The sequence below is a fragment of the Streptomyces adelaidensis genome (genome assembly GCF_016598475.1).
In the GTDB taxonomy this organism is placed as follows: domain Bacteria; phylum Actinomycetota; class Actinomycetes; order Streptomycetales; family Streptomycetaceae; genus Streptomyces; species Streptomyces adelaidensis.
Genome location: NZ_JAEMUX010000009.1, coordinates 77,100 through 100,351 on the forward strand (window position 1 = coordinate 77,100; position 23,252 = coordinate 100,351).

21 protein-coding genes and 2 pseudogenes are annotated in these 23,252 nt (G+C 72.2%); 14 read left to right on the plus strand and 9 right to left on the minus strand.

Annotated features, from left to right (window positions below):
• Nucleotides 1–131 precede the first annotated feature (131 nt).
• Nucleotides 132–896, plus strand: coding sequence for a hypothetical protein (locus I8N67_RS07345; protein WP_200301769.1), 765 nt, complete (start codon nt 132–134; stop codon nt 894–896).
• Between the two features lie 154 nt (nt 897–1,050).
• On the opposite strand, the gene I8N67_RS07350 is transcribed toward I8N67_RS07345, so the two are convergent.
• The gene (locus I8N67_RS07350; RefSeq protein ID WP_200301770.1) at nt 1,051–1,905 is read right to left on the minus strand and encodes a GntR family transcriptional regulator; all 855 of its coding nucleotides are present in this window, start codon (nt 1,903–1,905) and stop codon (nt 1,051–1,053) included.
• A 212-nt stretch (nt 1,906–2,117) separates the two neighbouring features.
• Here I8N67_RS07350 and I8N67_RS07355 point away from each other — a divergent pair, with 212 nt between their 5' ends.
• Together I8N67_RS07355 and I8N67_RS07360 are read left to right on the plus strand one after the other, a co-directional pair.
• A complete protein-coding gene (locus I8N67_RS07355; RefSeq protein ID WP_200301771.1) occupies nt 2,118–2,984 on the plus strand; it encodes a (2Fe-2S)-binding protein in 867 nt (288 codons plus the stop codon).
• Nucleotides 2,985–3,285: 301 nt separating this feature from the next.
• Nucleotides 3,286–4,338, plus strand: a complete 1,053-nt coding sequence (locus I8N67_RS07360) for a DUF2637 domain-containing protein (RefSeq protein WP_200301772.1) — start codon at nt 3,286–3,288, stop codon at nt 4,336–4,338.
• 144 nt (nt 4,339–4,482) lie between these two features.
• Here I8N67_RS07360 and I8N67_RS07365 read toward each other — a convergent pair whose 3' ends face one another.
• A complete protein-coding gene (locus I8N67_RS07365; protein ID WP_234045258.1) occupies nt 4,483–4,935 on the minus strand; it encodes an ATP-binding protein in 453 nt (150 codons plus the stop codon).
• A 473-nt stretch (nt 4,936–5,408) separates the two neighbouring features.
• Entirely contained in the window at nt 5,409–7,100 is a 1,692-nt protein-coding gene (locus I8N67_RS07370; RefSeq protein ID WP_200301774.1) for a protein phosphatase 2C domain-containing protein, read from the minus strand.
• A gap of 505 nt (nt 7,101–7,605) precedes the next feature.
• Between I8N67_RS07370 and I8N67_RS07375 the strand changes: the two genes are divergently transcribed.
• On the plus strand, nt 7,606–8,598 hold the full coding sequence (locus I8N67_RS07375) for a helix-turn-helix transcriptional regulator (RefSeq protein ID WP_200301775.1): 993 nt from the start codon (nt 7,606–7,608) through the stop codon (nt 8,596–8,598).
• A 36-nt stretch (nt 8,599–8,634) separates the two neighbouring features.
• Entirely contained in the window at nt 8,635–9,117 is a 483-nt protein-coding gene (locus I8N67_RS07380; protein ID WP_200301776.1) for a DUF456 domain-containing protein, read from the plus strand.
• Nucleotides 9,118–9,175: 58 nt separating this feature from the next.
• Here I8N67_RS07380 and I8N67_RS07385 read toward each other — a convergent pair whose 3' ends face one another.
• From I8N67_RS07385 to rsgA, 3 genes are all read right to left on the minus strand, one after another.
• Nucleotides 9,176–9,688, minus strand: a complete 513-nt coding sequence (locus I8N67_RS07385) for a methylated-DNA--[protein]-cysteine S-methyltransferase (RefSeq protein ID WP_200301777.1) — start codon at nt 9,686–9,688, stop codon at nt 9,176–9,178.
• Nucleotides 9,689–9,725: 37 nt separating this feature from the next.
• On the minus strand, nt 9,726–11,198 hold the full coding sequence (locus I8N67_RS07390) for an AlkA N-terminal domain-containing protein (protein ID WP_200301778.1): 1,473 nt from the start codon (nt 11,196–11,198) through the stop codon (nt 9,726–9,728).
• A gap of 169 nt (nt 11,199–11,367) precedes the next feature.
• Complete coding sequence (gene rsgA / locus I8N67_RS07395) at nt 11,368–12,477, minus strand: ribosome small subunit-dependent GTPase A (protein ID WP_200301779.1); 1,110 nt, start codon at nt 12,475–12,477, stop codon at nt 11,368–11,370.
• A gap of 227 nt (nt 12,478–12,704) precedes the next feature.
• Here rsgA and I8N67_RS07400 point away from each other — a divergent pair, with 227 nt between their 5' ends.
• The 6 genes and pseudogenes from I8N67_RS07400 to I8N67_RS07425 all read left to right on the plus strand — a co-directional run.
• Nucleotides 12,705–12,923, plus strand: coding sequence for a hypothetical protein (locus tag I8N67_RS07400; protein WP_200301780.1), 219 nt, complete (start codon nt 12,705–12,707; stop codon nt 12,921–12,923).
• Entirely contained in the window at nt 12,910–13,527 is a 618-nt protein-coding gene (locus tag I8N67_RS07405; protein WP_200301781.1) for an NUDIX domain-containing protein, read from the plus strand. The genes I8N67_RS07400 and I8N67_RS07405 overlap by 14 nt, the downstream gene beginning before the upstream one ends.
• 181 nt (nt 13,528–13,708) lie before the next feature.
• Entirely contained in the window at nt 13,709–14,437 is a 729-nt protein-coding gene (locus tag I8N67_RS07410; protein ID WP_200301782.1) for an SDR family oxidoreductase, read from the plus strand.
• 58 nt (nt 14,438–14,495) lie between these two features.
• Nucleotides 14,496–14,627, plus strand: a pseudogene (locus I8N67_RS43775) (helix-turn-helix domain-containing protein); the annotation flags it as partial.
• A 19-nt stretch (nt 14,628–14,646) separates the two neighbouring features.
• Nucleotides 14,647–14,958: a hypothetical protein gene (locus I8N67_RS07420; RefSeq protein ID WP_200301783.1), complete on the plus strand. Its 312-nt coding sequence runs from the start codon at nt 14,647–14,649 to the stop codon at nt 14,956–14,958.
• Between the two features lie 180 nt (nt 14,959–15,138).
• Nucleotides 15,139–15,612 (plus strand): annotated as a pseudogene (locus tag I8N67_RS07425) (dioxygenase family protein); the annotation flags it as partial.
• A 15-nt stretch (nt 15,613–15,627) separates the two neighbouring features.
• On the opposite strand, the gene I8N67_RS07430 reads toward I8N67_RS07425, so the two are convergent.
• From I8N67_RS07430 to I8N67_RS07440, 3 genes are all read right to left on the minus strand, one after another.
• Nucleotides 15,628–17,166 (minus strand): cellulose-binding domain-containing protein, encoded by a 1,539-nt coding sequence (locus tag I8N67_RS07430; protein WP_200301784.1) that lies wholly within the window; start codon nt 17,164–17,166, stop codon nt 15,628–15,630.
• Nucleotides 17,167–17,393: 227 nt separating this feature from the next.
• Nucleotides 17,394–18,740, minus strand: coding sequence for a radical SAM protein (locus I8N67_RS07435; protein ID WP_200301785.1), 1,347 nt, complete (start codon nt 18,738–18,740; stop codon nt 17,394–17,396).
• A gap of 228 nt (nt 18,741–18,968) precedes the next feature.
• On the minus strand, nt 18,969–19,976 hold the full coding sequence (locus I8N67_RS07440; protein ID WP_200301786.1) for a hydroxyacid dehydrogenase: 1,008 nt from the start codon (nt 19,974–19,976) through the stop codon (nt 18,969–18,971).
• 190 nt (nt 19,977–20,166) lie between these two features.
• Here I8N67_RS07440 and I8N67_RS07445 point away from each other — a divergent pair, with 190 nt between their 5' ends.
• The 3 genes from I8N67_RS07445 to I8N67_RS07455 all read left to right on the plus strand — a co-directional run bounded on the left by I8N67_RS07445 (nt 20,167) and on the right by I8N67_RS07455 (nt 23,059).
• Nucleotides 20,167–21,414 (plus strand): D-arabinono-1,4-lactone oxidase, encoded by a 1,248-nt coding sequence (locus I8N67_RS07445; RefSeq protein ID WP_200301787.1) that lies wholly within the window; start codon nt 20,167–20,169, stop codon nt 21,412–21,414.
• Nucleotides 21,415–21,608: 194 nt separating this feature from the next.
• Nucleotides 21,609–22,862, plus strand: coding sequence for an ROK family transcriptional regulator (locus tag I8N67_RS07450; RefSeq protein WP_234045259.1), 1,254 nt, complete (start codon nt 21,609–21,611; stop codon nt 22,860–22,862).
• Nucleotides 22,859–23,059 carry a hypothetical protein gene (locus I8N67_RS07455; RefSeq protein ID WP_200301789.1) on the plus strand — a complete coding sequence of 67 codons (201 nt, stop codon included), beginning with the start codon at nt 22,859–22,861 and terminating at the stop codon, nt 23,057–23,059. The genes I8N67_RS07450 and I8N67_RS07455 overlap by 4 nt, the downstream gene beginning before the upstream one ends.
• The last annotated feature ends 193 nt before the right edge of the window (nt 23,060–23,252 follow it).

The window sequence follows — 23,252 nt, forward strand, 5'->3', positions numbered from 1 at the left end:
AAGGTCCAAGTGCGCCGTCCGCACCCCATGACTTTGTGAATTCCTTCACCCACCCCCTTGGCCGGGCCCCGGAATCCGTGCTGAGATGCCGCAACCACTCAAAGCTCAAAGGCGTGCTCGGGGAGGGCAACGTGGCGCATACCGCCATGTCTGGTAATGGAACGACCGCTGGTGACGATCCCCTCCAGACCGCGGTGTGGCGGCTGCGCTCACGCGCCTGCTGGGTCGACGCGGCCGCCCTCATCCAACCCGTCACCCCACAGTCCTCGCTCCAGCGGACCGCGCTGCTCGTGGAGCGCTGTCTCTACACCGAGCAGGGCTGGGAGGAGGCCGAGGACGCGCTGCGCACGGCCGAGGCGCAGGCCCGGAGCGACGAAGAGCGCGGCGCGGCGGCCTGTGAGCGCGGCCAACTGGCGTACGCGGCCACCGTGCTCGGCGTTCGGGACCGCGCCGACGAGGCGCGGGCCGCGCTCGGCCGGGCGGCGGCCCTGATCGCTCCCGGCGCGCCCGGCCGGGCTCTCCTGGACTTCCGCCGGGGTGTCCTCGCCGAGAACCTCGCCCACTCCCCGCAGTCCGCCCGCGCCGCGTATCGCCGCGCCCACGCCGGCGCGACCGCCCACGGCGACCTGCTCCTGCAGTCGTTCACCTGGCGCCACCTCGCCGGACTCGCCCTGCGTGACGGCGAGGTGGCCGAGGCCCGCCACGGCTTCGCCGAATCCCTCCGCATCCGCGAGGAGTTGGGCTACCTCGTCGGCACGGCCCCCGCCCTCGCCTCCCTGGCCGACACCGAACCCGAGCCCGAGGCCTCCCACCTCCGCGAGGAGGCCCGCCGCCTCTTCCGCCTCCTGGGCGGCGTCCCGACCTGGCTGGCGAGGCAGTTGGCCCCGGCGGCGTGAGTACTTAGGGGTCACTGGCAACCGCCGGACGACGACAGCGCCCTGAAGGGGCGCGGGGAACCGCGCGACCAGCCACAACGGACCCGCGGCGACAAACACTCCGCGCCCCCGACGGCGCTGAATCCGCCACGCACGCCGCGCCTACACGCCGCGCCTACACGCCGAAGTGCTTCTCCACCAGACAGCAAGCGGCGTCCAGATCCTCCGCCACCAACGCGTCCACCAACGCGAGATGCTCCGCCGCGTCAGCCATCAACTCGGTACGCCCGCCACTGCCCGCCCCGCCCAAGTGGCCGACGTTCCGTGGCAGTTGCGTACGCCGGTGCAGATCGTCCGCGATCTGCGTCAGCTGCTCGTTCCCGGCCAGCCCCAGCATCCCCCGGTGAAAGGCCCGGTCGGCCTCCCCGTACGTGGCCCGGCACCCGGCGGACGCGGCCCGCGCCGACTCCTCGGCGAGCGGCCGCAGTTCGGCCCAGTGACCGGCCGGCACCGTACGCGCGAGCCGCAGGATCACCGGCACCTGGAGCAGCGCCCGCACCTCCGCGAGCTCGGCCAGCTCCCGGGCGCCCCGCCGCACGACACGGAACCCGCGGTTGGGTACGACCTCGACCGCGCCCTCGATGGCCAGTTGCTGCATCGCCTCGCGCACAGGGGTCGCGGAGACCCCGAACCGCTCGCCGAGCACGGGCGCCGAGTACACCTCCCCCGGCGTCAGCTCACCGCCCGCGAGAGCGGCCCGCAGGGCGTCGAGGATCTGGCCGCGTACGGAGGCTCGCTGAAGGACCGGGCGCTCGTGTGCACGGGGCAGCGGGATCGGCGTCTCGCTGTGCGTGTGCTCGCCGCGGGCCGCGTCGGCGACGGGGCCGCCGTCCATCGCGATGCCCCGCGCCCGGTCCACGTCCGCGACCGCGAGCTGCGCGGGCACGCGGTAGGCCGTCGCCGCACGGGCGGCGGCGTCCGGCGCACTCGCGGCAGCGGCCTGGCGCGAGTGCGGTCCGGCCTGCTCCACGGGTCCTCCTCCGAGCCGGTCGTGTGGTCCAGTCGTGCGTCGGGTCGTACGCCGAGTGGTGCGGCCGACCGGTACAGGGGGGCGCTTAGGTCACTACTGGGGTTGTTACCGGTCGTAAAGCACCATAGGCGCACATGCCCTCAGTTCAAACCTCGACCACCTTGGGTAAGGTGAGCCTTACTTGGCAGCGATGGTGAAACGGCGGTCTCCGTATGCCTCACTCAGCACCGGCACCGACCCTGGTCTCGCGCACGTCGCCGGTCACGGCCGCCTACGCCCGCCTGACCGAGGTCCTGCCGGTGATGAGCGTGACAGAACTCTCCCGCACCGATCCATTGCCCGATGGTGAGGGGTGGGTCTCGGCCGCCGGGCTCGCGGCCGCCGGAGCGGAGCTGGACGCGTTCCTCGCCTGGGACGAGGCGCAGATACTGCGGGACCACGGCCACCCGGGCCGCCCGGACGTCGTGGCGACCTTCGGACTGCACCGGTACTCCTGGTACGCCTGTCTGCTCTTCACGGTCCCCTGGTTCCTGCAGCGCCGGGTGCCGCGGTTCCCCGCCGGGCAGGTCGCCTTCCAGCGCGAGCGGAGTCGGCTGGTGGTGCGAGGCGAAACGTTCAGCTGCCTGCCGGGCGATCCGGCGGCCGGCGAGCCGGGCGCCCGGGTGGTCCCGGACGAGGAGGCGCTGCGGGCCGAGGTACGGGCGGCGTTCGCCGAGCACATCGAACCGGTCCTCGGCGGCTTCGGTCCGCGTATGCGGCGGCGCGGGCGCGCGCTGTGGGGCATGGCGACCGACGAGATCGTCGAGGGGATCTGGTACATCGCCGAACTCCTCGGCGCGGACGAGCAGGAGCGCTGCCGACGCGAACTGGAGCTGCTGCTGCCGGGCGCGACCCGCCCGTACGTCGGCGCCGCGGGCTTCCGTGAACTGAGCGGACCCGGCGGCGAGTCGATCCCCACCCGGGACCGGGCGAGCTGCTGCATGTTCTACACGCTGGCCCCCAAGGACACCTGCGTCACCTGCCCGCGCACCTGTGAGACGGAGCGGATCGCCAAACTGACGGCCGCCGCCACCACTTGACGACCCCCCGGACGGCCTCCGGGGCAGGTGCCGTAAGATCAACTCCGGGTGGGACCCTCGTTGGGTTACAGGTGGTTCACAAATTCCTCACTTGTCGCAGGAACTTTCCGTGGAACCACCCGAACAGGTAATCTCACTCGCACTCAACTCCCGTCCCTCGCGCGGTAGTTCGAGCAGAATGCCGCCTTGCGTCACTCAATGCACTTCTTTGGCGGTCTCTTGCCCCGAAACCCCCTGAGGGCCGTGAGGATTGGGCCACTATGGCGGGCGTTACGCCCTATCCCAATGCAAGGGACCCCTGATGAGATTGACCGACATATCGCTGAACTGGCTGCTTCCGGGCGCCGTACTGCTCCTGGGCATGCTGGCGGCGGTTGCGGTGCTCGCGCGCGGCAAGCGCTCCGGGGAGCATGCGAAGACCGAGGACTCGTGGGAGCGCAGCGAGGAACGCCGCAGGCGCAAGGAGGCCCTGTACGGCACGGCCTCCTACATCCTGCTCTTCTGCTGTGCCGCGGTCGCCGCCGCGCTCTCCTTCCGCGGCCTGGTCGGCTTCGGCGAACAGAACCTGGGCCTCACCAACGGCTGGCAGTACCTGGTTCCGTTCGGCCTTGACGGTGCCGCCATGTTCTGCTCGGTGCTCGCGGTGCGCGAGGCCAGCCACGGTGACGCGGCGCTCGGCTCGCGCATACTCGTGTGGACGTTCGCCGGTGCGGCGGCCTGGTTCAACTGGGTGCACGCGCCCCGTGGCCTCGGCCACGACGGCGCCCCCCAGTTCTTCGCGGGCATGTCGATGTCCGCCGCGGTGCTGTTCGACCGTGCGCTCAAGCAGACCCGCCGTGCCGCCCTGCGCGAGCAGGGCCTGGTGCCGCGTCCGCTGCCGCAGATCCGCGTCGTCCGCTGGATGCGGGCCCCGCGCGAGACGTACAGGGCCTGGTCGCTGATGCTCCTCGAGGGCGTGCGCAGCCTGGACGAGGCCGTGGACGAGGTACGCGAGGACAAGCGCATCAAGCAGGAGAGCCGCTCGCGCAAGCGTGAGCAGGAGCGTCTGGAGCGCGCCCACCTCAAGGCGATCAGTCGCGGCCACCGGGGTCTGCCCGGTCGTGGCGGCGGTGGCGGTGGCGGACGCCAGGTGGACACCACGGTGGAGCGGGTGCCTGCCGCCCAGGTCGCCTCGGAGCCTGCCATATCGGCGGCGGAGCTGCCCGTGCGCAGTCGGCCCTCCCTCCAGCCCGTCCGTAACGGCGCGGACAAGTCGTTCACCGTCGACCTCACCGCGGAGGACGACACAATGGCCCTGCCGCGACTCGACTCGCTGGAGCGCAAGCTCAAGGACCTTGAGCAGCAGTTCGGCTGATCGACGAACCACACAGCACACACCGGACAGGGGCGCGGCTCAGGCCGCGCCCCTGTCCGTTGCGCGTCGCCCGCCCTACGTCATCCGCCCTACGTCATCCGCCATCCGCCACGTCCGGCGTCCCCACGCCGACGGGCCGGGTCGCTACGTCAGCCCGCCGTCCAGGTCGAACCACACCGCCTTGCCCACCCCGTGCGCCCGTACCCCCCAGGCGTCGGCGAGGGACTGGACCAGGAGGAGGCCGCGTCCATGGATGCCGTCGTCGGCGTTCGGCAGCCGCGGTTTGGGCCTGCGACCCACGAAGTCCCGTACCTCCACATGGAGTCCGCGCGGTGAGACGGTGGCGGTCAGCACCGCGTCGTGGTCGGTGTGGATGAGCGCGTTGGTGACCAGTTCACTCGTCAGCAGCTCCGCTATCTCCGATCTTCCCGGCCGCCCCCATTGCCGTAGCAGCTCCCGCAGGGCTCTGCGGGCCTCGGGAACGGCCCGCAGATCCGCCCGCCCGAGTCTGCGCCTGAGTTCCCCGGCACCGGACCGGTCCGTCGCGTCGCCGGTCGCTTCCTCCACCACCTCTGCCGAGAAGGCCCCGACCGCCATGGGACCGCCCCCTCGCGCCTGCCTCTTCATGACCCCCGCCCACACGCCGATGCCGATTCCCCTCCTGCTCGAACACGTTCACGGAGATCCATGCCCCGTCCGGAACGCGGCACTCATGTCGAATCGTCAACGACCCTCCGTACGCTTTCAAACGCACAGGGTCAAGCCAGCTACCGGCACCGTGTGAGAGCGCTTCCTCCCCGGGAAAACCCCCACACACGCCGCCGATCCCGACGTCTCGCACCACCCGGGCCCCTCGGCCCGGCCACGGCCGCCGGGCGCAACCGCCCATGCGGGACGGCCGATCCGGCCGTACGCCCAGGGGACACGGCTGCCCTACGCACCCGGCGCGCCCGCCCGGGATCGCCCGCTCGGCGCGATGATGTCCATTGGCCGGAATCCTGCGCTGGTACAGGCCAACTCGCGGCCGAGTCCAGCCGGTTGACACCCGTCGTGATCCGTCGGGTCGGGGATCAGGCCTCCCAGACGGCGGCGGCCGTACGGTCGTCGGCGTAGCCCTTGACCCTGACCTGGGCGTCGGCGAGGAAGGCGGCGAGGCCGGGCGGCTCGGCGACTCCCCAGCGGACGGCCAGATGCTCGGCGAGCGGGGCCTCTCCGCGCAGCGGCTCGGCGAGGCCGCCGGTGCACAGGAGCAGCACGTCCTCCTCGCGGGCCACGGAGGCACGGAAGCGGAAGGGTTCGCGGGGCGGCGCGGGGGCGGGTTCGTACGGGCTCGGGGGTGTCGTGATGCCGAGGTCCATGGTGAGGCGGTCGCCGTCAGGGGTCTCGTGCGGCAGCGAGCCGAAGCCGACCACCGGCGCGCCCGCCGTGTCGGCGACCCGGGGCTCTATGTCCTGCCACTCGCCACCCCGCAGCCGGAACAGTCCGCCGGCCCCGACCCCGAAGAACACGCGCGTACGGCACCGGGGGTCGGCCGGGAGCAGCAGACAGCGCAGGCTCGCCGTGTACTCCTCCGGGTCGAGCCCCTGCTCGACGGCGCTCGCGCGCAGCTTGCCCAGGCTGCGGTCGGTGAGCCGGTGCAGCCCGGACTTGAGGTCGCCGCGCCGGGCCGCCCGGATGTCCTCCACCAGCCGCGCGTGGCTGCGCCCGACGGCCTGCCCGATCCACCGGCATGCCTCGGCCGCCGCCCGATGCGCCCCCGGCGTGGCCCGGGCGCCCGTCGCCATGGCCACCAGCACGAGCGCCTGCTCGCCCACACCGAAGCGTGCGGTCAGCAGGGAGTCCCGGCGCTGCTCGCCCCGGTAGCGCGACGAGTCCCCGCGCATGGAGGCGGCGCGCAGCGTGCACGCGCCGTAACGCGCCCCGTCCAGCACCGTGTCCGCGACCAGATCACCCAGGTCGTCCGGGTCCGCCGGCGACAGCGCGGTCGGCTCGGCGTCGTACGTGGGCGGCCCGGACCCCACGTGGTCGACCCGCTCCCGCGCCTGCCGGCCGCTGCCCGTGACCAGGGTGATCTCCTGCGCCTGAAGGGTGGGGAGGTCGCGGTGGGTGGGGGGCCGGGCGTCGGAGGGTGCGGCATCCGCCGGGGCGGGCGGGACGGCGTCGGCGGGCTGCCGGGCCGCGGAGGGGCGCGCCCACGGGCTCGCCGGCGCGCCCTGGCCGGGCGTACGGCGCCGGGAGGCCGCCGCGCGGAAGCCCGGCGGAGTGGGCCCGGGCGGGAAGGTCGAGGGGGCCGACGGCTGGGCGGACGGTGGTTCCCAAGGGGCCGGCTGCGGGGTGAGGCCGCTGCGGCGCAGGGCATCGGTGGTGGGGTCGGGGGGCGGGGGGTCGCTGGGTCGGCCGCCTGGTCCGCCTGGTCCGCCTGGTCCGCCTGGTCCGCCTCGGCTGCCGGGTCCGCCCGGCGGGCCTTGGGCGGGCACCCTGTCCGAGAGGGCGCCCGGGGAGTCCCGCACGGGGCGCGGTCCGCCCTGCGTACCCGGCGTACCCGGCGGAGTTTCCGGAGTCGACGGTGTTATCGGAGTCCCCGAAGCCGTCGGAGTCGTCGGAGTCCTCGGCGGCTTCCCGACCGTTCCCGCCGCCGAGGCGAAGCGGTCGTCGAGGGAATCGGCCGCGACCGAGGGGCCCGTGTCCCCGTTGGTGTCGTCGTACAGCTGTCGCCACCAGTCGTCCTCGTGACCGGTCGGCCTCTCCCCCTGCTGGCTCATGCCCCTAATTGTCCACCTCAGGAGCCGTATGAAAACGGGGCATCCGGAAAATCAGCCCACCGGACCGACGAGTCCACGGCGTGTCGGACTACATGTCGAACTCCGGTGCGGGACAAGGGAGTCGGGAGATATCGGGAGGGAGCGGAGGATTCTGCCGGGGCTCGGGGTGGCTCCGGGGGGCGGCTCGGGGTGGCCCGGGATGGCTCGGGGTGGTTCGAGGGTGGCTCGCGACGGGATCTCTCGGGGACGGCCGAACAAGACCGCCGGGCGGCGCCACCCCCCACAGGAGAAACCGCCCGGCGGCGCCGGGGTGACCGGTGTGTGCTGCGTGGTGCGGTGCGCATGGGCCGGTGGCCCGAGTGTGGGGCATGTTCCTTGGATTCGGCTGTGCGACCCCGCCCTGTCGGTCGGAGGTGCGGTGCGGTGATGATATGCCGAGGCGGATGGGGCGCGCGGGGGCGCGGGTCCGCCGGGAACAGCACAGCGAGGGGAGGGACGTCGCCGCATGCTGGGAGCGATCGGTCTCGACGAGACGCACGAGTCGGCGTACCGGGCGCTGGTGTCCGTGGGCGCCGCCGATGTGCCGGATCTGGCGCGCCGGCTCACGCTCGGGGAGCACGACACCGAGCGCGCGCTGCGCCGCCTTGAGCGGCACGGTCTCGCGGCGCAGTCCTCCGCGCGCCCGGGCCGCTGGGTGGCCGCGCCGCCCGGGGTCGCCCTGGGGGCGCTGCTCACCCAGCAGCGGCACGAGCTGGAGAAGGCGGAGCTGGCGGCGGCGATCCTCGCCGAGGAGTACCGGGCGAGCGCGACCGAGCCCGCCGCGCACGACCTGGTCGAGGTGGTGATCGGGGCGGCCGCCATAGCGCAGCGCTTCCTCCAGCTCCAGCTGGGCGCCACGGAAGAGGTCTGCGCCATGGTCACCGGCGCGCCGATCGCGGTGTCGGGTCCGGAGAACAACCCCGCCGAGGAGCAGGCCACCGGCCGCGGGGTCGGCTATCGGGTGGTGGTCGAGCGGGCCGACCTGGACGAGGACAGCGGGCTCACCGAGCTGACCGCGGCGCTGGGCCGGGAGGAGCGGGTGCGGGTGATGGACGGCGTGCCGACGAAGCTGGTCATCGCCGACCGGACGCTCGCGATGGTCCCGCTCACCACGCACACCGCCGAGCCCGCCGCGCTCGTCGTGCACGCGAGCGGTCTGCTGGAGCTGCTGTCCGGCCTGTTCGAGTCGGCGTGGCGGCAGGCCCTGCCGCTGCGGCTGAGCGCCGGCCATGTCGCCGAGGGCGAACCGGACGGCCCCGACGACACCGATCTGGAGATCCTCTCCCTGCTGCTGGCCGGCATGACCGACGCCAGCGTCGCCAAACAGCTCGACCTGGGCCTGAGGACCGTACAGCGCCGGGTGAAACGCCTGATGGAGCTGACCGGTGTGACGACCCGGCTGCAGCTGGGCTGGCACGCGTACGAGCGCGCCTGGGTGACCCGGGACGGTCAGCACTGACCTGCGCTTCCCGGTCCCGTCCTGCACTCTGGGCAGATGGGAGCGTGGGAACTCCTGCTGGTCGGTGTGGTCCTGCTGCTCGGCCTGTGCGGAGTGCTGGTGCCCGGGGTGCCGGGGTCCTGGCTCGTGTGGGCCGGGGTGATGTGGTGGGCGCTGGAGGAGCCGCGGCCGATCGCCTGGTGGGTGCTCGTGGGCGCCACCGTCGTCCTGCTCCTCTCCCGGGCGATCCGCTGGGGCCTGCCACCCCGGCGCGTGCGGGAGAGCGGTGCGACCCCCCGAATGGCCGTCTACGCCGGTGTCGGCGCCTTCCTGGGGTTCGTCCTGCTTCCCGTGCTGGGCGCGATCCCCGGCTTCATCGGCGGCATCTACCTCTCCGAACGCCTGCGCCTCGGCCGCCACGGCGAGGCCGCGGCCGCGGTGCGTACGGCGATGCGCTCGGGCGGGTCGAGCGTGCTGGCGGAGCTGTTCGCGTGCCTGCTGGTCACGGGGGCGTGGGTGGGGGTGGTGTTCGGGGGCTGAGACGGACGTGGGCGGGGCGGACCCTCCCGCACCGTCGGTCGCGTCCGGTCCGCGCTCTCTACGGCTCCGCGTGAAGCCGGAGCACGCCCTCCAGGCCGAGGAGGTGTCGCTTGCGGTCGAGGCCGCCGGCGTATCCCGTGAGGGAGCCGTCCGCGCCGATCACGCGGTGGCAGGGGCGGAGGATGAGGAGCGGGTTGGCGCCGATCGCGCCGCCCACGGCCCGGACGGCGGCGCGGGGCGCGCCGATGCGGGCGGCGATGGCACCGTAGGTGGTGGTCGCGCCGTACGGCACGTCGTCGAGCGCGGCCCAGACCCGCTGCCGGAAGTCGGTGCCCTCGCCGCGCAACTCAAGCCGGAACTCCTTGAGTTCACCCGCGAAGTAGGCGGCGAGCTGTTGCTCGGCCACCCGGAAGGGCGCCGGGTCGGCCCGCCAGTCCGCCAGTGGGACCCGGCCGCCCTTCTGCTCCGGCACGGAGAGGGAGGTGACAGAACCCGACGCGTCGGCGGTCAGAAGGAGCTGCCCGAGGGGGCTGTCGACTGTGGCGTAGTAGATCCGCTGTGCGGTGGTCACGACTGAACTCCCTGTGCGTGTACGTGTAGGTCCAGGCCTACGAGTGCGGCCATGTCGGCCGTGTCGGCCGTGTCGGCCGTTTGTCGGGGTATGGCTCCGACCCGCCCGCTGTCCTGAGGTGCTGGAGGGCGTACGACCGCCATGGCCGCCAGGCGTCCGGTACGGCCTCGTCCGGCGGTGCCACGTCCGGGTCACCGAGAGCGCGGGTGCGGATCGCGGCGACGGTCCGGGTGTCCATGCCCGGCAGCGCGAGCAGCGCGGCCTCGGCGTCGTCCCGGTCGGCGCCCGCGTCGAGGCGTACGGTGCCGTCGGCGAGGGCGGTGGCGAGGGGGCCGAGGGGTCTGTCCGCTCCGGCCAGCGCGGACGGTTCCGGGAAGAGGTGCGTCAGCGTCCCGTGCGGGGCGTCCAGCGCCTTCCCGTACGCCCGCGCCAACCGCTCCGCCGCGCCGCGCCCGACGAGCGCGCGCACGGCGTACTCCTCGGGATCGGCCGCTCCGGGCGACCGCAGCCCCGGCCTGGCGGCGACCAGCGGAGCGAGCCGCGCATCCCTGCCGAGGCGCTCGTCCACGGCGTACGGGTCCGCGTCGAGATCGAAGAGCCGGCGCAGTCGCTGCACGGCGGTGGTGAGGTCGCGGGGGTCGGTGAGATGGAGGCGGGCGTCGAGCCAGCCGCCGGGGTGTCGGGCGGGGACGTGGACCCGCGTGCGCCCCCGGAGGTCCCCCGGTACTTCGTCGACCTCTGCGATTCCGGTGCCGTACGGCAGGCGCAGGGTGCGCCGGTAGGTGCGGTGGCCGCGCTCGCCGGTCAGGTCGTCGATGCCGGGGACGGCCTCGGCGGCGAGGACGTCGAAGAGGGCGGTGGACCGGTACGGGCCCCGGTACGCGAGCCGCAGGGGGATGCCGGCGGTGGGTGTGCCCGCTCCCCCGCCGGTCGGCATGCCGGTGGTCCGCCGGGGTGTCGCCGCGCGCAGCCCCGTGGGCGTCATGGCGTAGACCGCCCGGATCGTGTCGTTGAACTGGCGGACGCTGGCGAAGCCGGCCGCGAAGGCGATCTCGGTGACCGGCAGCCCCGTGGTCTGCAGGAGGACGCGTGCGGTGTGGGCCCGCTGGGCGCGGGCCAGCGCGACGGGGCCGGCGCCGACCTCGGCGCTGAGCTGCCGCTGGACCTGGCGTGCGCTGTATCCCAGCCGCACGGCCAGTCCCGCGACGCCCTCCCGGTCGACGACGCCGTCCCCGATCAGCCGCATGGCCCGGCCCACGGCGTCCGCGCGCACGTTCCACTCGGCCGAGCCCGGCACGGCGTCCGGCCGGCACCGCCGGCAGGCCCGGAACCCGGCGCCCTGGGCGGCGGCGGCGCTCGCGTGGAACTGGACGTTCTCCCGTTTCGGCGTCACCGCCGGGCAGCTCGGCCGGCAGTAGACCCCGGTCGTCTCGACGGCGAAGAAGAACTCCCCGTCGAACCGGCCGTCCCTGCTCCGCACGGCCTCGTACCTGGTGTCCTCGTCCTTCATGTCATCCAGTGTCGACCACGGGGGCGGCTCCGGCCGGCGGGAATCGGACGCGACGCTGCGCCCCCGGGAAGCAGGGGCGCAGCCCCGCTTTCCCAGGGGCACGGGGCTGTACCGATATGCGGCTACGCCGCGTGGGCGCGACAAGCCACGGACGCCCCGCAGCCGAAGGTCAGCGCAGACCACCCCGCTTCGCCTCCATCGCCGCGCGCCCCACCGCACCCTTCCGCTTCCACTCCTTCCGGATCTCGGCCCGCATCCGCGCGTCGCTCTTCGCCACGATCCGCTGGTTCTCGCGGAGCAGCTTCCGGTAGCTGTCGAGCCGTCGCTCGGGCAGTTCGCCGGACTCGACCGCGCCGAGGACCGCGCAGCCCGGTTCGGCGATGTGCGCGCAGTCGTGGAAACGGCAGTTCGCGGCCAGTTCCTCGATCTCGGCGAAGACCTGCCCGACCCCGCTCTCGGCGTCCCAGAGGCCGACGCCGCGCAGGCCGGGTGTGTCGATGAGGACCCCACCGCCGGGCAGCGCGAGGAGGTTGCGGGTGGTGGTGGTGTGCCGTCCTTTGCCGTCCACGTCACGGATGGCCTGGACGTCCATGACGTCCTCGCCGAGCAGCGCGTTGGCGAGGGTCGACTTGCCGGCGCCGGACTGCCCGAGCAGTACGGAGGTGCCGCCGGAGAGCACCGCGGCGAGGACGTCGAGGCCCTCCCCGCGGGCGGAGCTGACCGGCAGCACGGGCACACCGGGCGCGACGGTCTCCACGTCCTGCACCAGGTGCGCCATTGTCGCCGCGTCCGGCACGAGGTCGGCCTTGGAGAGCACGACCACCGGCTGGGCACCGGATTCCCAGGCCAGCGCCAGGAACCGTTCGACGCGGCCGAGGTCGAGTTCCAGGGCGAGCGACACCGCGACGACGGCGTAGTCGACGTTGGCGGCGAGGATCTGGCCCTCGGAGCGCTTGGACGAGGTCGAGCGTACGAAGGCCGTACGGCGCGGGAGGAGTGTCCGCACGTAGCGCGGGTCGCTGCCCTCAGGGTCGACGGCGACCCAGTCCCCCGTGCACACGACCTTCATCGGGTCGCGGGGAACGACGAACTCGGTGTCGGCGCGGACGGTACCGGCCGGGGTGATGACGTCGCACAGGCCGCGGTCGACCCGGACGACACGACCGGGCAGGAGACCCTGCTCGGCGTACCGAGCGAACTCCGACTCCCAGTCCGCATCCCAGCCATACGGGGCGAGCGGGTGTGACGAAGCCGGACTCGAAAGAGAAGAGGAAGACAAGGGGTGACCCTTCACATGGGTGGCCCCGGCACCGCGTACTCGGACGCGGAAAGAAACAGGTGAGGTCAGCCGGCGGCCACAGAGGTGGACTTGACGAACTTCCGGATGCGGGCAACGCCCATCGCAACGACAGTCATCGGTCAACACCTCCCAGGTCGGACGCGGCGAACAGCGGCGGCACGGAGCAGCCGCAGGAACGAACACGACCCTAGCCACCCTCCCCGACGATGCACCAGCGATTTTTCAGCGCTGCTGGGCGACCCCAGCGCACGGACCTTCCGCTGGCTTTGCTCGCCGAGGCCGTCATCGGCCAGCCGGTAGTGGGCGACGACGGCATGTTCGGCGTCGGTTTCTCTTCTGCGTCGGCCATCCGGGAAACGCTCCCATCCGGGGCCGGCATCGCCTGTCAGCGCCTCCTGCCAGGATGCGCGGATGACCTCAACTGACCGCCCGCTCACCTACCATGACGATCAGCCGCGTGCCCACCTTCTTGAGTTGGTCGGTGCCATCGAACCCTGCGACGACCTGGAGCGCATCCACCTGAAGACCGCCACGCAGTGGATCGCCGGCGGAGCCCCGCTCTACCGGGTGCGCAAGCCGGATGTTCCCGCAATGCACCTGGTGAGCTACTTCGCCGTCCTCGACGACACGCGCGGGCAGCAGCTGCTCGTCGCACACCGCAAGGCGGGCCTGTGGCTGCCGGCCGGCGGACACGTCGAGCCAGGTGAGGACCCGTGGGCCGCAGTGATCCGCGAATGCCGCGAGGAACTGGGGATCGAGGCCATGGCATCGTCGATCACCGGCGAGCTCCCCCTCTTCCTCACCGTCACCCGAACTCGGGGGCAGGGCGCACACACCGACGTCTCGCTCTGGTACCTCCTCAACGCCGACGCTGACACCATCACCTCCTACGACCAAGGCGAGTTCGAAGCGATCCGGTGGCTGACCGATGAGCAGGTGCTCGAGGAGTCGGACAAGCTGCTCGACCCCCACATGCACCGCTTCACCCACAAGCTGCGGCATGCCCGGGCCAGAAGGCATTGCGGGTAGCTCGCCACCGAGCTGCCCGCCGCGGTCCTCGCTCGCACCCTCGGCATCTACATCGACATCACCGTCACCGTCGCCGTCGCCGTCGAATGGCATCGAGCCGCCGGAGACTGGGCCGCCTACGCCGCCGATGTCAGCCGCCGCGAGCACCGCACCAACCGATCCACGATCCAGGAGCGACACCATGAGTTGGGACAACCACCGCGTCGTCATCACGGCCGCCGGCCGTGACTTCGGGCGAACCCTGGCCATCCGCCTCGCGGACCTCGGCGCCGAGGTCTTCCTCTCTGCACGCGAACTCGCCGCCGCTCAACGAGTCCGCGACGAGATTCGCGACCGCGGCCACCAACGGGTGCACGCCTTCGCATGCGATCTGACGGACCCCGCCTCGATCCGCGACTTCGCTTCCAGCGTCGCGGAACACACGGACCGCGTCGACGTACTCATCAACAACGGCTCTCGCTACCTCGCGGGGCCGGACCTGCTGTCCGCACCCGACACCGACGTTGTCGACACCATCGCCTCCGGCGCCACCGGCACCGTCCTGACCACGAAAAGCTTCCTCCCCCTCCTGCTCAACTCGGAGATGCCAGATGTCGTGACGATGGTCTCCGCCTGCGGAACACCGGGCCACCACCGGTCGGGCGCGCACGACGCTTTCTACGCAGCCAAGAGCGCCCAGGCAGGATTCACCGAGATCCTCTCCAAGCGCCTGCGTCCTCAAGGGGTCCGGGTGATCTCCCTCTACCCGCCCGACTTCGACAACGCCGACCCGCTCTCCGAGCAGTGGGAGACCACCTCGCGCGAAGCCAAGGACGCCCTCACCGCGCACTCGCTCGTGGAGTGCGTCCTCTTCGCCGTCGCCCAGCCTCGCGACTGCTTCATCAAAGCGTTCCACTTCGAACAGGTCTGACCAGTGCCCTCGCACGTCGACGCACGACGGCTGATGCCAGGTCCGGCGAGCCACCGCCGGGATGTCCACCACCAGCGAGCTTGCCCCGCCACTCGCCGAACGCGGCATCAACCTCTCCCTCTCGCAGGTCCACCGCCTGGTCACCGGCACTTGCGAGCGGCTGTCCCTGCCGGTGCCGGCCGCGCTCTGCGACATCTTCGACCGCACGCATGAGTCGCACCCGCGTCCGCGCCGAAGTCCTGTTCTGCGCGGGCTGCTACGCCCAGGCCCTGGAGCCCTACGGAACCTGCACAGGCTGCGGCGTCGAACGGCTCACCCCGGGCCTCGCGCCGGACGGCGGCAAGCTCCGCACCGACTGCGCCGGTGGCCTGATCCAGCACGAGGACGGCGAAGTCCTCGTCCGGCTCGGCGATCCACCGTCGCCCGTTCCCGCCCAGTTCGACGCGCTGCTGCTCCACTACCTGGGGCAGCGACCGGACACCAAGAACGCCAACTCGTCCTCCAAGACCCAGCCCCAGTGATCGTTCGGATGCTCGGCTACAACGGCGACCACACCACCCGGCTCACCGAAGAAGCCGGAGGAACCTGGAAACGCGATGCCTCCGGAGATCACACACGGTGCCCCGCGCTCAGCGACGGATACGGGAAGCCGGTCACGCACGACGTTCGTCGCCCCGCAGGTACGCTCCCGCGCGCGCCGCACGGACACCGACGGCACCCCGGTCGCCGGGGCGCGTGTGGAGGTGTGGGAGGCCGACGACGACGGGATGTACGACGTCCAGTACGACAACGGTGCCGGCGCAGGCGCGCCCGCCGGACGCGCGCACCTGTTCACCGACGCGGAGGGCGGCTACCGCTTCTGGGGGCTCACCCCGACGCCGTACCCGATCCCGGACGACGGTCCCGTCGGCCGGCTCCTCCAGCACGCCGGCCGCTCCCCGATGCGGGCACCCCACCTGCACTTCAAGGTGACGGCCCCCGGCTTCCACCCGCTCATCACCCACATCTTCGTCGCGGGCGATCCCTGGCTGGACCGTGACTCGGTGTTCGGCGTGAAGGAGTCACTGATCCGCCCCTTCGACCGCCATACGGCCGGAACCCCGGCGCCGGACGGCCGACAACTCGACGGCCCGTGGACGTCGGCGGCCTTCGACATCGTCCTGCGGAAGGAGTAGTCCTCCGGTCCGTCCTCAGTCCGCCTGCTCGCAGGTCTTCCCGTTGAGGGTGAAGTCGTCGGGGGCCGGGTTGTCGTCGCCCTGCCAGGTGCCGAGGAAGCCGACGCCGAAGGTGCCGCCGGCGGTGACGGTCTTGTTGTAGTCGGCGGCGGTGGCGGTGACCTGGGAGCCCTCCTGGTCGAAGGCTCCGTCCCACATCTGGGTGACGCGCTGGTCGTCCTCGTAGGACCAGCCGATGCTCCAGCCGTTCAGGGCCTTGGTGGAGGTGACGGTGACGGCTGCCTGGAAGCCGCCGGGCCATTCGTTGACGACCTGGTAGCGGATGCGGCAGGTGGTTCCGGAGGACTTGCCGGGGTCGACCGGCTCGTGGGAGACGCGGGCGGGCGTCGAGGAGTCGCCCTGCGGCTCCTCGTTGCTGTTGCTGTTGCTGTTGCTGTTGCTGTTGCTGTTGCTGTTGCCGCTGCCGTCGGGGCCGGTCGCCTCGGGCCGCGACGTGCTCTGCAGCTCGGACGACTCACCGGACGGGGACTGGGGTACCGGGAACCGGGAGTCCTGCTGCACGACCGACGACTCACCCGCGGACGCGCCCTCGGCCGTGGTCTCGTCGTCGCCGGCGGGCATGAGGGTGACGGCGAGCGCCAGCACGGAGACGAGGCCGGCGCCGGCGAGCACTGCGTTGCGGCCGAGCCGGGGCCTCGGCTCCCTGCCCGGGGAGAATCCCCGGTCGGTGCCGGTGGAGTCCGCGCGCCCGGGAAGCAGTCCCGCCTCGGCCGCGCGGCGGCGGCGCTCCAGATAGGCGAGTCCGCCCCAGCCGATCACGCCGCCGGCGAGCGCGGAGGGCAGGCCACCGCCGTGCAGGCCGAGGCAGGCGGCGGCCTCGGCACACCCGACGCAGGTGGCGAGGTGCCGCGACAGGTCCTCGGGGGTGTCGGTGCCGGGCGAGCGGGTGACCGCGTCGAGCAGCCGGGCGTAGCCGCGGCAGTCGGGGTGCATCGGCGCGTCGAGCTGGGTGCGGTGGCAGCGGTCCCTGAACAGGCCCCGGACCTGGTCGAGTTCGGCCTTGGCGACCGAGGGGTCGTGGCCGAGGCGGCGGGCCACCGAGCCCAGCGGCAGTGACTCGACCTCGGCCAGCCAGAGCAGGTCCGCGTCGGGTTCCAGCATGTCCCGCAGGGCCCGCATGGCGAGGGGGCGGTGCAGCGGCGGCCCGGTGTAGCGCGCGGCCCTCTCCGAGTTGAGCCAGAGGCGCAGTTCGGGGTCGAGCCGGTGGCCCTGCCCGTTTGCCTCCCAGGCCGCGGCGGTGGTCCTGACCCAGGTCAGCAGGAAGGGTATTCGGGGCAGCCGTAAGGCACGCCGTCCGGCGCCGCGGCCGGCTGCTCCCGCGTCGATCTCCAGGGCGCGGGATTCGTGAATGCCACCGGTGAAGGCCTCGGTGGCCAGTTGGGTCGCCGCGGTCGAGCCGGACGTGCACAGATCGGCGTACGACAAAACCGCGTCCCAGCATTCCGAGAACATCGCGGCCTCGGTGGCGTCCTGGGGCTTCGGCAGGTCAGGCATGGGTCTCCTGCATCCACGGAGCGAGGGGGGAAGGCCACGAAAGTGGTCAACTACCCTCTGGCTCAAGGGAGTTGGGGGGGGGACCACCTTGCGGCGGCCCCGAGCTTTTCACGGTTCCCGCACAACTGACAAGCTGCGTCTTCAAATGCCGTTACCACTGGTCACACTGTGAAGTTGTACGTACGCCGACCCCAATTGCCTCAACCGCCACAGGAGTTATTCAACGGTTACTCGGCGGCAGCCTCCGCGCCGACCTCCCCGGCGCTCTCCTCGACGGCCGGAAGGCTGTCCATGAACGAGCTGACGGAGAAGACGGCGCGGCCGGGTCCGGGCGGGCCGTATCCGGGCGGGGACGACAGCCCGAACTCGTCCATCGTGGCCCGGTACGCCTCAAGAAGGCGGATGTGGTACTCCAGCGGCGCGCCCTGCGGGTTGGCCTTGCCGAGCGGGGTCGTCGGCTCCGGGCACCAGGTCGTGAAGCGGGGCGTGATGCCCTGCGACATGAAGAAGCGCAGGCCCTCGGTGGTGGACGCGATGGCCTCGTCGACCGTGGTGAACCCGAACGGCTCGGCCATCTCCACGCCCGCCACGAAATTGGGGATCACGTTGCGCGCGCCGAAGACTCCCGCCGAGTCGAGGATGCGCTTGTGCCACTCGTCGCGGCCGACGTAGCGCTCCTTGCCGGGGCAGTACATCTTGAAGAGGTACTCGTCCCACACCTCGTAGTTGGGGTGGTAGATCTTCACGCCGTGGTCGTGGAAGCGCTTGACGTCGTCCAGGGGCAGCGCCTGGGCGACGACCTTGCCGATCCAGCGGTCCGGGAAGCGCTCCTCGATGGCCTTGGCGTAGTGGCCGTAGAAGTCGGCCTCGTCCCGGCCGGCCACCGTCTTGGTGATCGCGCCGCCGGTGAGCGTGTACGCGGTGGAGGTCTTCGCCGTGTCGTACCGGTCGATGATCTCCAGCGCCTCCAGGACCTCGTCGACGTCCTTCACACCCGTGTACGGCCGCCCCGCCGCCTTGTGCTGGCGCCAGTTGTGGTTGATGTCGCAGTACTGGCACTCCTCCTTCGCCCCGAAGTACTGGCAGACGCGGAAGACGGTGAGGTAGATCAGGTAGCCCCACTGGATGGTCGGGGCCACCTCCATCACGGACTTCCCGTTGGAGAGGGTGTGCCGGTAGTACTCGGGCATGGGCGGGGCGCCGACGTCCGCGATGCGCGCGCCGTCGAGATAGAGGCCGAGGAGGCCGTCCTCGCCGGCGGCCACGCGGTAGGGCGAGGACGGGTTGACCCGTACGGAGACGACTGTGCGCCGCAGGTCGTAGGGGCCGCCGGTGAGGATGATCTCCTCCGGCGGGCGGCGCAGGGCGGCTTCGCCGAGTTCCGGGAGGGTGCCGTGGTCGAAGGAGAAGATGAAGTACGACTTCGGCTTGACCTCGCCCTTCTCGTTGTCGCTGAGGGCGGAGGCGTCGAAGGCCATGCCGCCCCTGAGCAGGTCCTCCTTGAAGACGGCTTCCCGGGGCACATGGGGGAACCTCTCCATCAGGTCCTCCACCAGTGCGGTGCGGCTGCCCATCCCGTTCTCCTTGCTCCCGACGTCATGTCGTCCGTCGTGCGGGGGTCGTGTTCAGCTCCTCACGGTATGCCTCCGGCGGCTGGGGGGTGGGAGCGGGTCCCATCCCCCAGGGGCTGAGCCCCTTCGGACCCCCTCTAGCGCCTTATAGCTCGGGGGGTTCTGTTTTATGGCGGGTGCGGGTGCTTCGTGGTTGATCGCGCCGTTCCCCGCGCCCCTTGAGGGGCGCGGTCATGCCGTGTGTCGCAGTGTGGCGTGGTCGAGGATGTGGGCCAGTGGGCGGCCGGTGGCCAGGCGCTCGGCTTCCTCGGTCACGGCCAGGCCCAGGCGGGCCACCTCGTTGCCCTGGGAGCCGGCCAGGTGGGGGGTGACGAAGGCGTTCGGGAGGTCGAGGAGTGGGGAGTCGGCCGGGAGCGGCTCGGGGTCGGTGACGTCGAGGATCGCGGAGAGGCGGCCGGCGCGCAGTTCGTCGGTCAGGGCGTCGTGGTCGACGAGCGCGCCGCGCGCGGTGTTGATGAGGACCGCCCCGTCGGGCATGAGGGCGAGGGCGCGGCGGTCGATCAGCCGGTGGGTCTCAGGGGTGTCCGGGGCGTGGACGGTGACGATGTCGGAGGTGCGCAGGAGGTCGTCGAGCGGCAGCAGGGAGACGCCGAGGGCGGCGGCACCGGCCTCGTCGACGTAGGGGTCGGTGAGGCTCACCCGCAGGTCGAAGGGGTGCAGCAGCTCGATGACCCGGCGGCCGATGCGGGAGGCGCCGATGACTCCGACGCGGCGGCCGTGGTTGCCGATGCCGGGGACGACCTCCCAGCCGGACGACACCCGCTCGGCCCGCAGGCGGTCACGGCGGCCGAGGATGTCCTTGCCGGCGAGCAGGATCATGGCGAGCGTGTACTCGGCGACGGGCAGGGCGTTCGCGGCGGCCGCCGTGGAGACGGCGATGCCGCGCTCCCAGACGGCGGGGGCGACGAACCCCTTCACCGAGCCCGCCGCGTGCAGGACCGCGCGCAGCTTCGGCGCCGCGTCCAGGACACTCTCGTCGATGCGGGGGCAGCCCCACCCGGTGACCAGCACCTCGACCTCGGCCAGCGCCTCCCGGACCCGGGGATCGGTGAAGTCCTCGGCGATCAGGCCGGGATCGATCTCCACGGTCTCTCGCAGGCGGGACAGCACGTCCGGCGGGAAGATCTGGGGAACGTTCTCGGCAGTCATGGCGAACAGTGCGCGGGGACGCTCGGGCAAGGAAGGGCCTTCCGGCTGGACGGGGCGGTCGGGGCGGTCGGGCGCGAGCCGGCCGACAGTAACCGCTCTCCACGGTAGGCAGCGCCTCGCCCGGGGGTCAATGGAACGGGTGGGACGTGGAGGATGGCCCCACACAGCACACGGCACACAGCACACAGCTACGGCTCGCGGATCGTGGAGGACATCAGGCATGACGGCCGAGACCCTGACCAACTGGGCCCGGAACATCACCTACACCGCCAAGGAGCTGCAGCGGCCGCACTCCGTCGACGCGCTGCGTGCGCTGGTCGCGGGCGGCGAGAAGGTGCGGGTGCTCGGCAGCGGGCACTCCTTCAACGAGATCGCCGAGCCCGGCCCCGAGGGCACACTCCTCTCCCTGGCGGGGTTGCCGCCGGTGATGGAGGTGGACACCGCGGCCCGTACGGTACGGGTCGGGGGCGGTGTCCGGTACGCGGAACTCGCCCGCGCGGTGCACGCCCACGGCCTGGCCCTGCACAACATGGCCTCGCTCCCGCACATCTCCGTGGCGGGCTCGGTGGCCACCGGTACGCACGGCTCGGGCGACGCCAACGGGCCGCTCGCGGCGGCCGTGCGCGAGGTCGAGCTGGTCACGGCCGACGGCACGACCCTGGCCCTCGGGCGCGGCGACGACCGCTTCGGCGGGGCGGTCACCTCGCTCGGTGCCCTCGGCGTGGTCACCGCGCTCATCCTCGACCTGGAGCCGGCCTTCGAGGTGCGCCAGCGGGTCTACGGCCAACTCCCCCTGGCCGGGCTGGACTTCGCCGCCGTGTCGGCGGCGGCGTACAGCGTGAGCCTCTTCACCCGCTGGCGCCACTCCGGGTTCGACCAGGCCTGGGTCAAGGGGCGCGCCGACCGGCCGGTGCCGGACTTCCCGTGGGCCGTCCCGGCGGCCGAGGCGATGCATCCGGTGCCGGGGATGCCGGCGGAGAACTGCACCGAGCAGTTCGGGGTGCCCGGTCCGTGGCACGAGCGGCTGCCGCACTTCCGGGCGGAGTTCACGCCGAGCAGCGGAGAGGAGCTGCAGTCGGAGTATCTGCTGCCGCGCGAGCACGCCGGGGCGGCGCTGCGCGAGCTGGACGCGATCCGGGACGCGGTGGCGCCGGTGCTCCAGGTCTGCGAGGTACGCACGGTGGCCGCCGACGAGCAGTGGCTCAGCCCCTCCTACGGGCGGGACACGGTCGCGCTGCACTTCACCTGGCTCGCGGACACGGCGGCCGTACTGCCCGTGGTGCGGCGGGTCGAGGAGGCGCTGGCTCCCTTCGCGGCCCGGCCGCACTGGGGCAAGGTCTTCACGGCCTCGGCGACCGTGCTGCGCGAGCTGTACCCCCGACTGGCTGATTTCCGGGCGCTGGCGAAGGAGCTGGATCCGGCGGGGAAGTTCCGCAACGCGTTCGTACGGGATGTGCTGGGAGACTGACCGCCGGCGGGCGGCCGGGGCTCTCACCTGGGAACCCGGTCCGCCGCCGGTCTCCGGCCACGGAGCGTCACCCGTCGGGGGGACTTCGTAAACCCCCTTTCCTAACCCCTTGTCGAAAGTCCCCGCGCGCCATAGCCTTGCGCCGCGCCGGGGCAACAGGCCTCGTCACGGCCTGGAGGGATCGAGGAAGACCCATGTCGGTGAAGCGCACATCACGCGACATTCGCACCGCGAACCGCTACGAGGTGCTGCGCCAGATCATCGCCGAGTCTCCCACCTCCCGGCAGGAGCTGGCGGCGGCCACGGGCCTCAGTCTGGCCACGGTCGCCACGCTGGTCGGCGAGCTGCTCGAACTGCGCATGATCACGGAGGTCGGGTTCGAGGACTCGGCGGGCGGGCGCCCCCGGGGGCTCGTCGCGGTCAACGCGTCGGGGGGCGCGCTGATCGGCGTCGACATCGCGGAGACGTACGTCCATGTCGAGCTGTTCGATCTCGCGCTGAACGTCCTGGCCCGCGCCGAGGAGGACGTACGCCCCGGCGAGAGCCTGCCCGGGCAGATGGTCAGCCATGTCGCCGCCACCGTCGGCTCGGTGGTCACGCAGGCCGGGATCGAGGGCGCGCGGGTGCTCGGCGTCGGAGTGAGCGTGCCGGGACAGGTGGACCGCGCCACCGGCATCTCGGAGTACGCGCCCAACTGGGACTGGCACGACGTGCCGCTCCTCGACCTGCTCACCGAACACATCGCCTACCCCCTCTACCTGGACAACCCCTTGCGCGCCGGCGCGGTGGCCGAGCTGTGGTTCGGGGCCGCGCGCGGGCGCGGGGACGCCGTGGTGGTCAACCTCGGGACCGGCGTGGGCGCCGGGCTCATCCTGGGCGGCGGACTGCACCGGGGCGTCAGCAACAGCGCCGGCGAGTGGGGCCACAACACGATCGTGCTGGACGGGCGGCTGTGCCGCTGCGGCAACCACGGCTGTGTGGAGACGTACGTCGGCGCGCCCGGGATCATGCTGAACCTGCGGGAGTCGAGCCCCGGCAGCACGCTGCTGCATCCGGAGGACCAGACGGCGACCATCGCCGCGCTGGCCCAGGGGATGCTCAGGCAGGACCCGGTGGCGATCAAGGTGGTCCGTGACACCGCCCGCTATCTCGGCGCCGGCATCGCCGACCTGGTCAATCTGTTCAACCCCGAAGTGGTCGTGCTGAGCAGCTGGGTCGCGGCGGCCCTCGGCGAACCGCTGCTCGCCGAGGTGCGCGAGGCCGTCGCCCGGCACGCGCTGCCCCGGCCGATGGCCGCCACCGAGATCGTCCTCTCCACGATTCCCACCGACCCGGCGTGTCTGGGCGCGGCGACCTTCGCGCTCGAAGGGGCGCTGCAGTCCGTCGGTCAGAAGTCGGGGAAGAAACGGACCACCACCGTCAAGAACCGCATGGCACCGACCTCATGACGACGCAAGGGATGCGGGTGACCCACCCCCGCCGCAGGAGATCGGGCGCCCCGACCGACGCCCGCGCGCCCGGTGCCGCGCTGCGCCGGTCGTACGGCGCCGGGAGCGCCTCAAGGAGCCGGAAGTCCAGCGGCCGGATCGGCGAGGCGTCCGGCACCTTCCCGGACCTGGCCGGACAGGCCTGGTCACCGCAGTAGTACCCCATGATCCGAGGGCCGCCGGACCCTGACCCGGCGGCCCTCTCCGGCCTGCTCCAAACCCGTTGCACCGCTTGGACGTTCGGGAAGCCGAACCGAATACAACGCTTCGAACAGACTTCGTCCAACCCCTTGCCGAAGCCTTAGCCGAAGGTTAACGTCCCGCACCGCAAGCCCCTTTGAGCCAACTGGC

What these genes read in the sequence shown, in the direction of transcription:
- I8N67_RS07390 (WP_200301778.1), bottom strand. Translation starts at nt 11,198, where the DNA reads ATGAAGGACGAGGACACCAGGTACGAGGCCGTGCGGAGCAGGGACGGC.
- I8N67_RS07370 (WP_200301774.1), bottom strand. Translation starts at nt 7,100, where the DNA reads ATGAGCCAGCAGGGGGAGAGGCCGACCGGTCACGAGGACGACTGGTGG.
- I8N67_RS07365 (WP_234045258.1), bottom strand. Translation starts at nt 4,935, where the DNA reads ATGGCGGTCGGGGCCTTCTCGGCAGAGGTGGTGGAGGAAGCGACCGGC.
- I8N67_RS07435 (WP_200301785.1), bottom strand. Translation starts at nt 18,740, where the DNA reads ATGGGCAGCCGCACCGCACTGGTGGAGGACCTGATGGAGAGGTTCCCC.
- I8N67_RS07360 (WP_200301772.1), top strand. Translation starts at nt 3,286, where the DNA reads ATGAGATTGACCGACATATCGCTGAACTGGCTGCTTCCGGGCGCCGTA.
- I8N67_RS07430 (WP_200301784.1), bottom strand. Translation starts at nt 17,166, where the DNA reads ATGCCTGACCTGCCGAAGCCCCAGGACGCCACCGAGGCCGCGATGTTC.
- I8N67_RS07405 (WP_200301781.1), top strand. Translation starts at nt 12,910, where the DNA reads ATGACCTCAACTGACCGCCCGCTCACCTACCATGACGATCAGCCGCGT.
- I8N67_RS07355 (WP_200301771.1), top strand. Translation starts at nt 2,118, where the DNA reads ATGCCTCACTCAGCACCGGCACCGACCCTGGTCTCGCGCACGTCGCCG.
- I8N67_RS07400 (WP_200301780.1), top strand. Translation starts at nt 12,705, where the DNA reads ATGCACCAGCGATTTTTCAGCGCTGCTGGGCGACCCCAGCGCACGGAC.
- I8N67_RS07450 (WP_234045259.1), top strand. Translation starts at nt 21,609, where the DNA reads ATGTCGGTGAAGCGCACATCACGCGACATTCGCACCGCGAACCGCTAC.
- I8N67_RS07380 (WP_200301776.1), top strand. Translation starts at nt 8,635, where the DNA reads ATGGGAGCGTGGGAACTCCTGCTGGTCGGTGTGGTCCTGCTGCTCGGC.
- I8N67_RS07455 (WP_200301789.1), top strand. Translation starts at nt 22,859, where the DNA reads ATGACGACGCAAGGGATGCGGGTGACCCACCCCCGCCGCAGGAGATCG.
- I8N67_RS07410 (WP_200301782.1), top strand. Translation starts at nt 13,709, where the DNA reads ATGAGTTGGGACAACCACCGCGTCGTCATCACGGCCGCCGGCCGTGAC.
- I8N67_RS07420 (WP_200301783.1), top strand. Translation starts at nt 14,647, where the DNA reads ATGAGTCGCACCCGCGTCCGCGCCGAAGTCCTGTTCTGCGCGGGCTGC.
- I8N67_RS07375 (WP_200301775.1), top strand. Translation starts at nt 7,606, where the DNA reads ATGCTGGGAGCGATCGGTCTCGACGAGACGCACGAGTCGGCGTACCGG.
- I8N67_RS07445 (WP_200301787.1), top strand. Translation starts at nt 20,167, where the DNA reads ATGACGGCCGAGACCCTGACCAACTGGGCCCGGAACATCACCTACACC.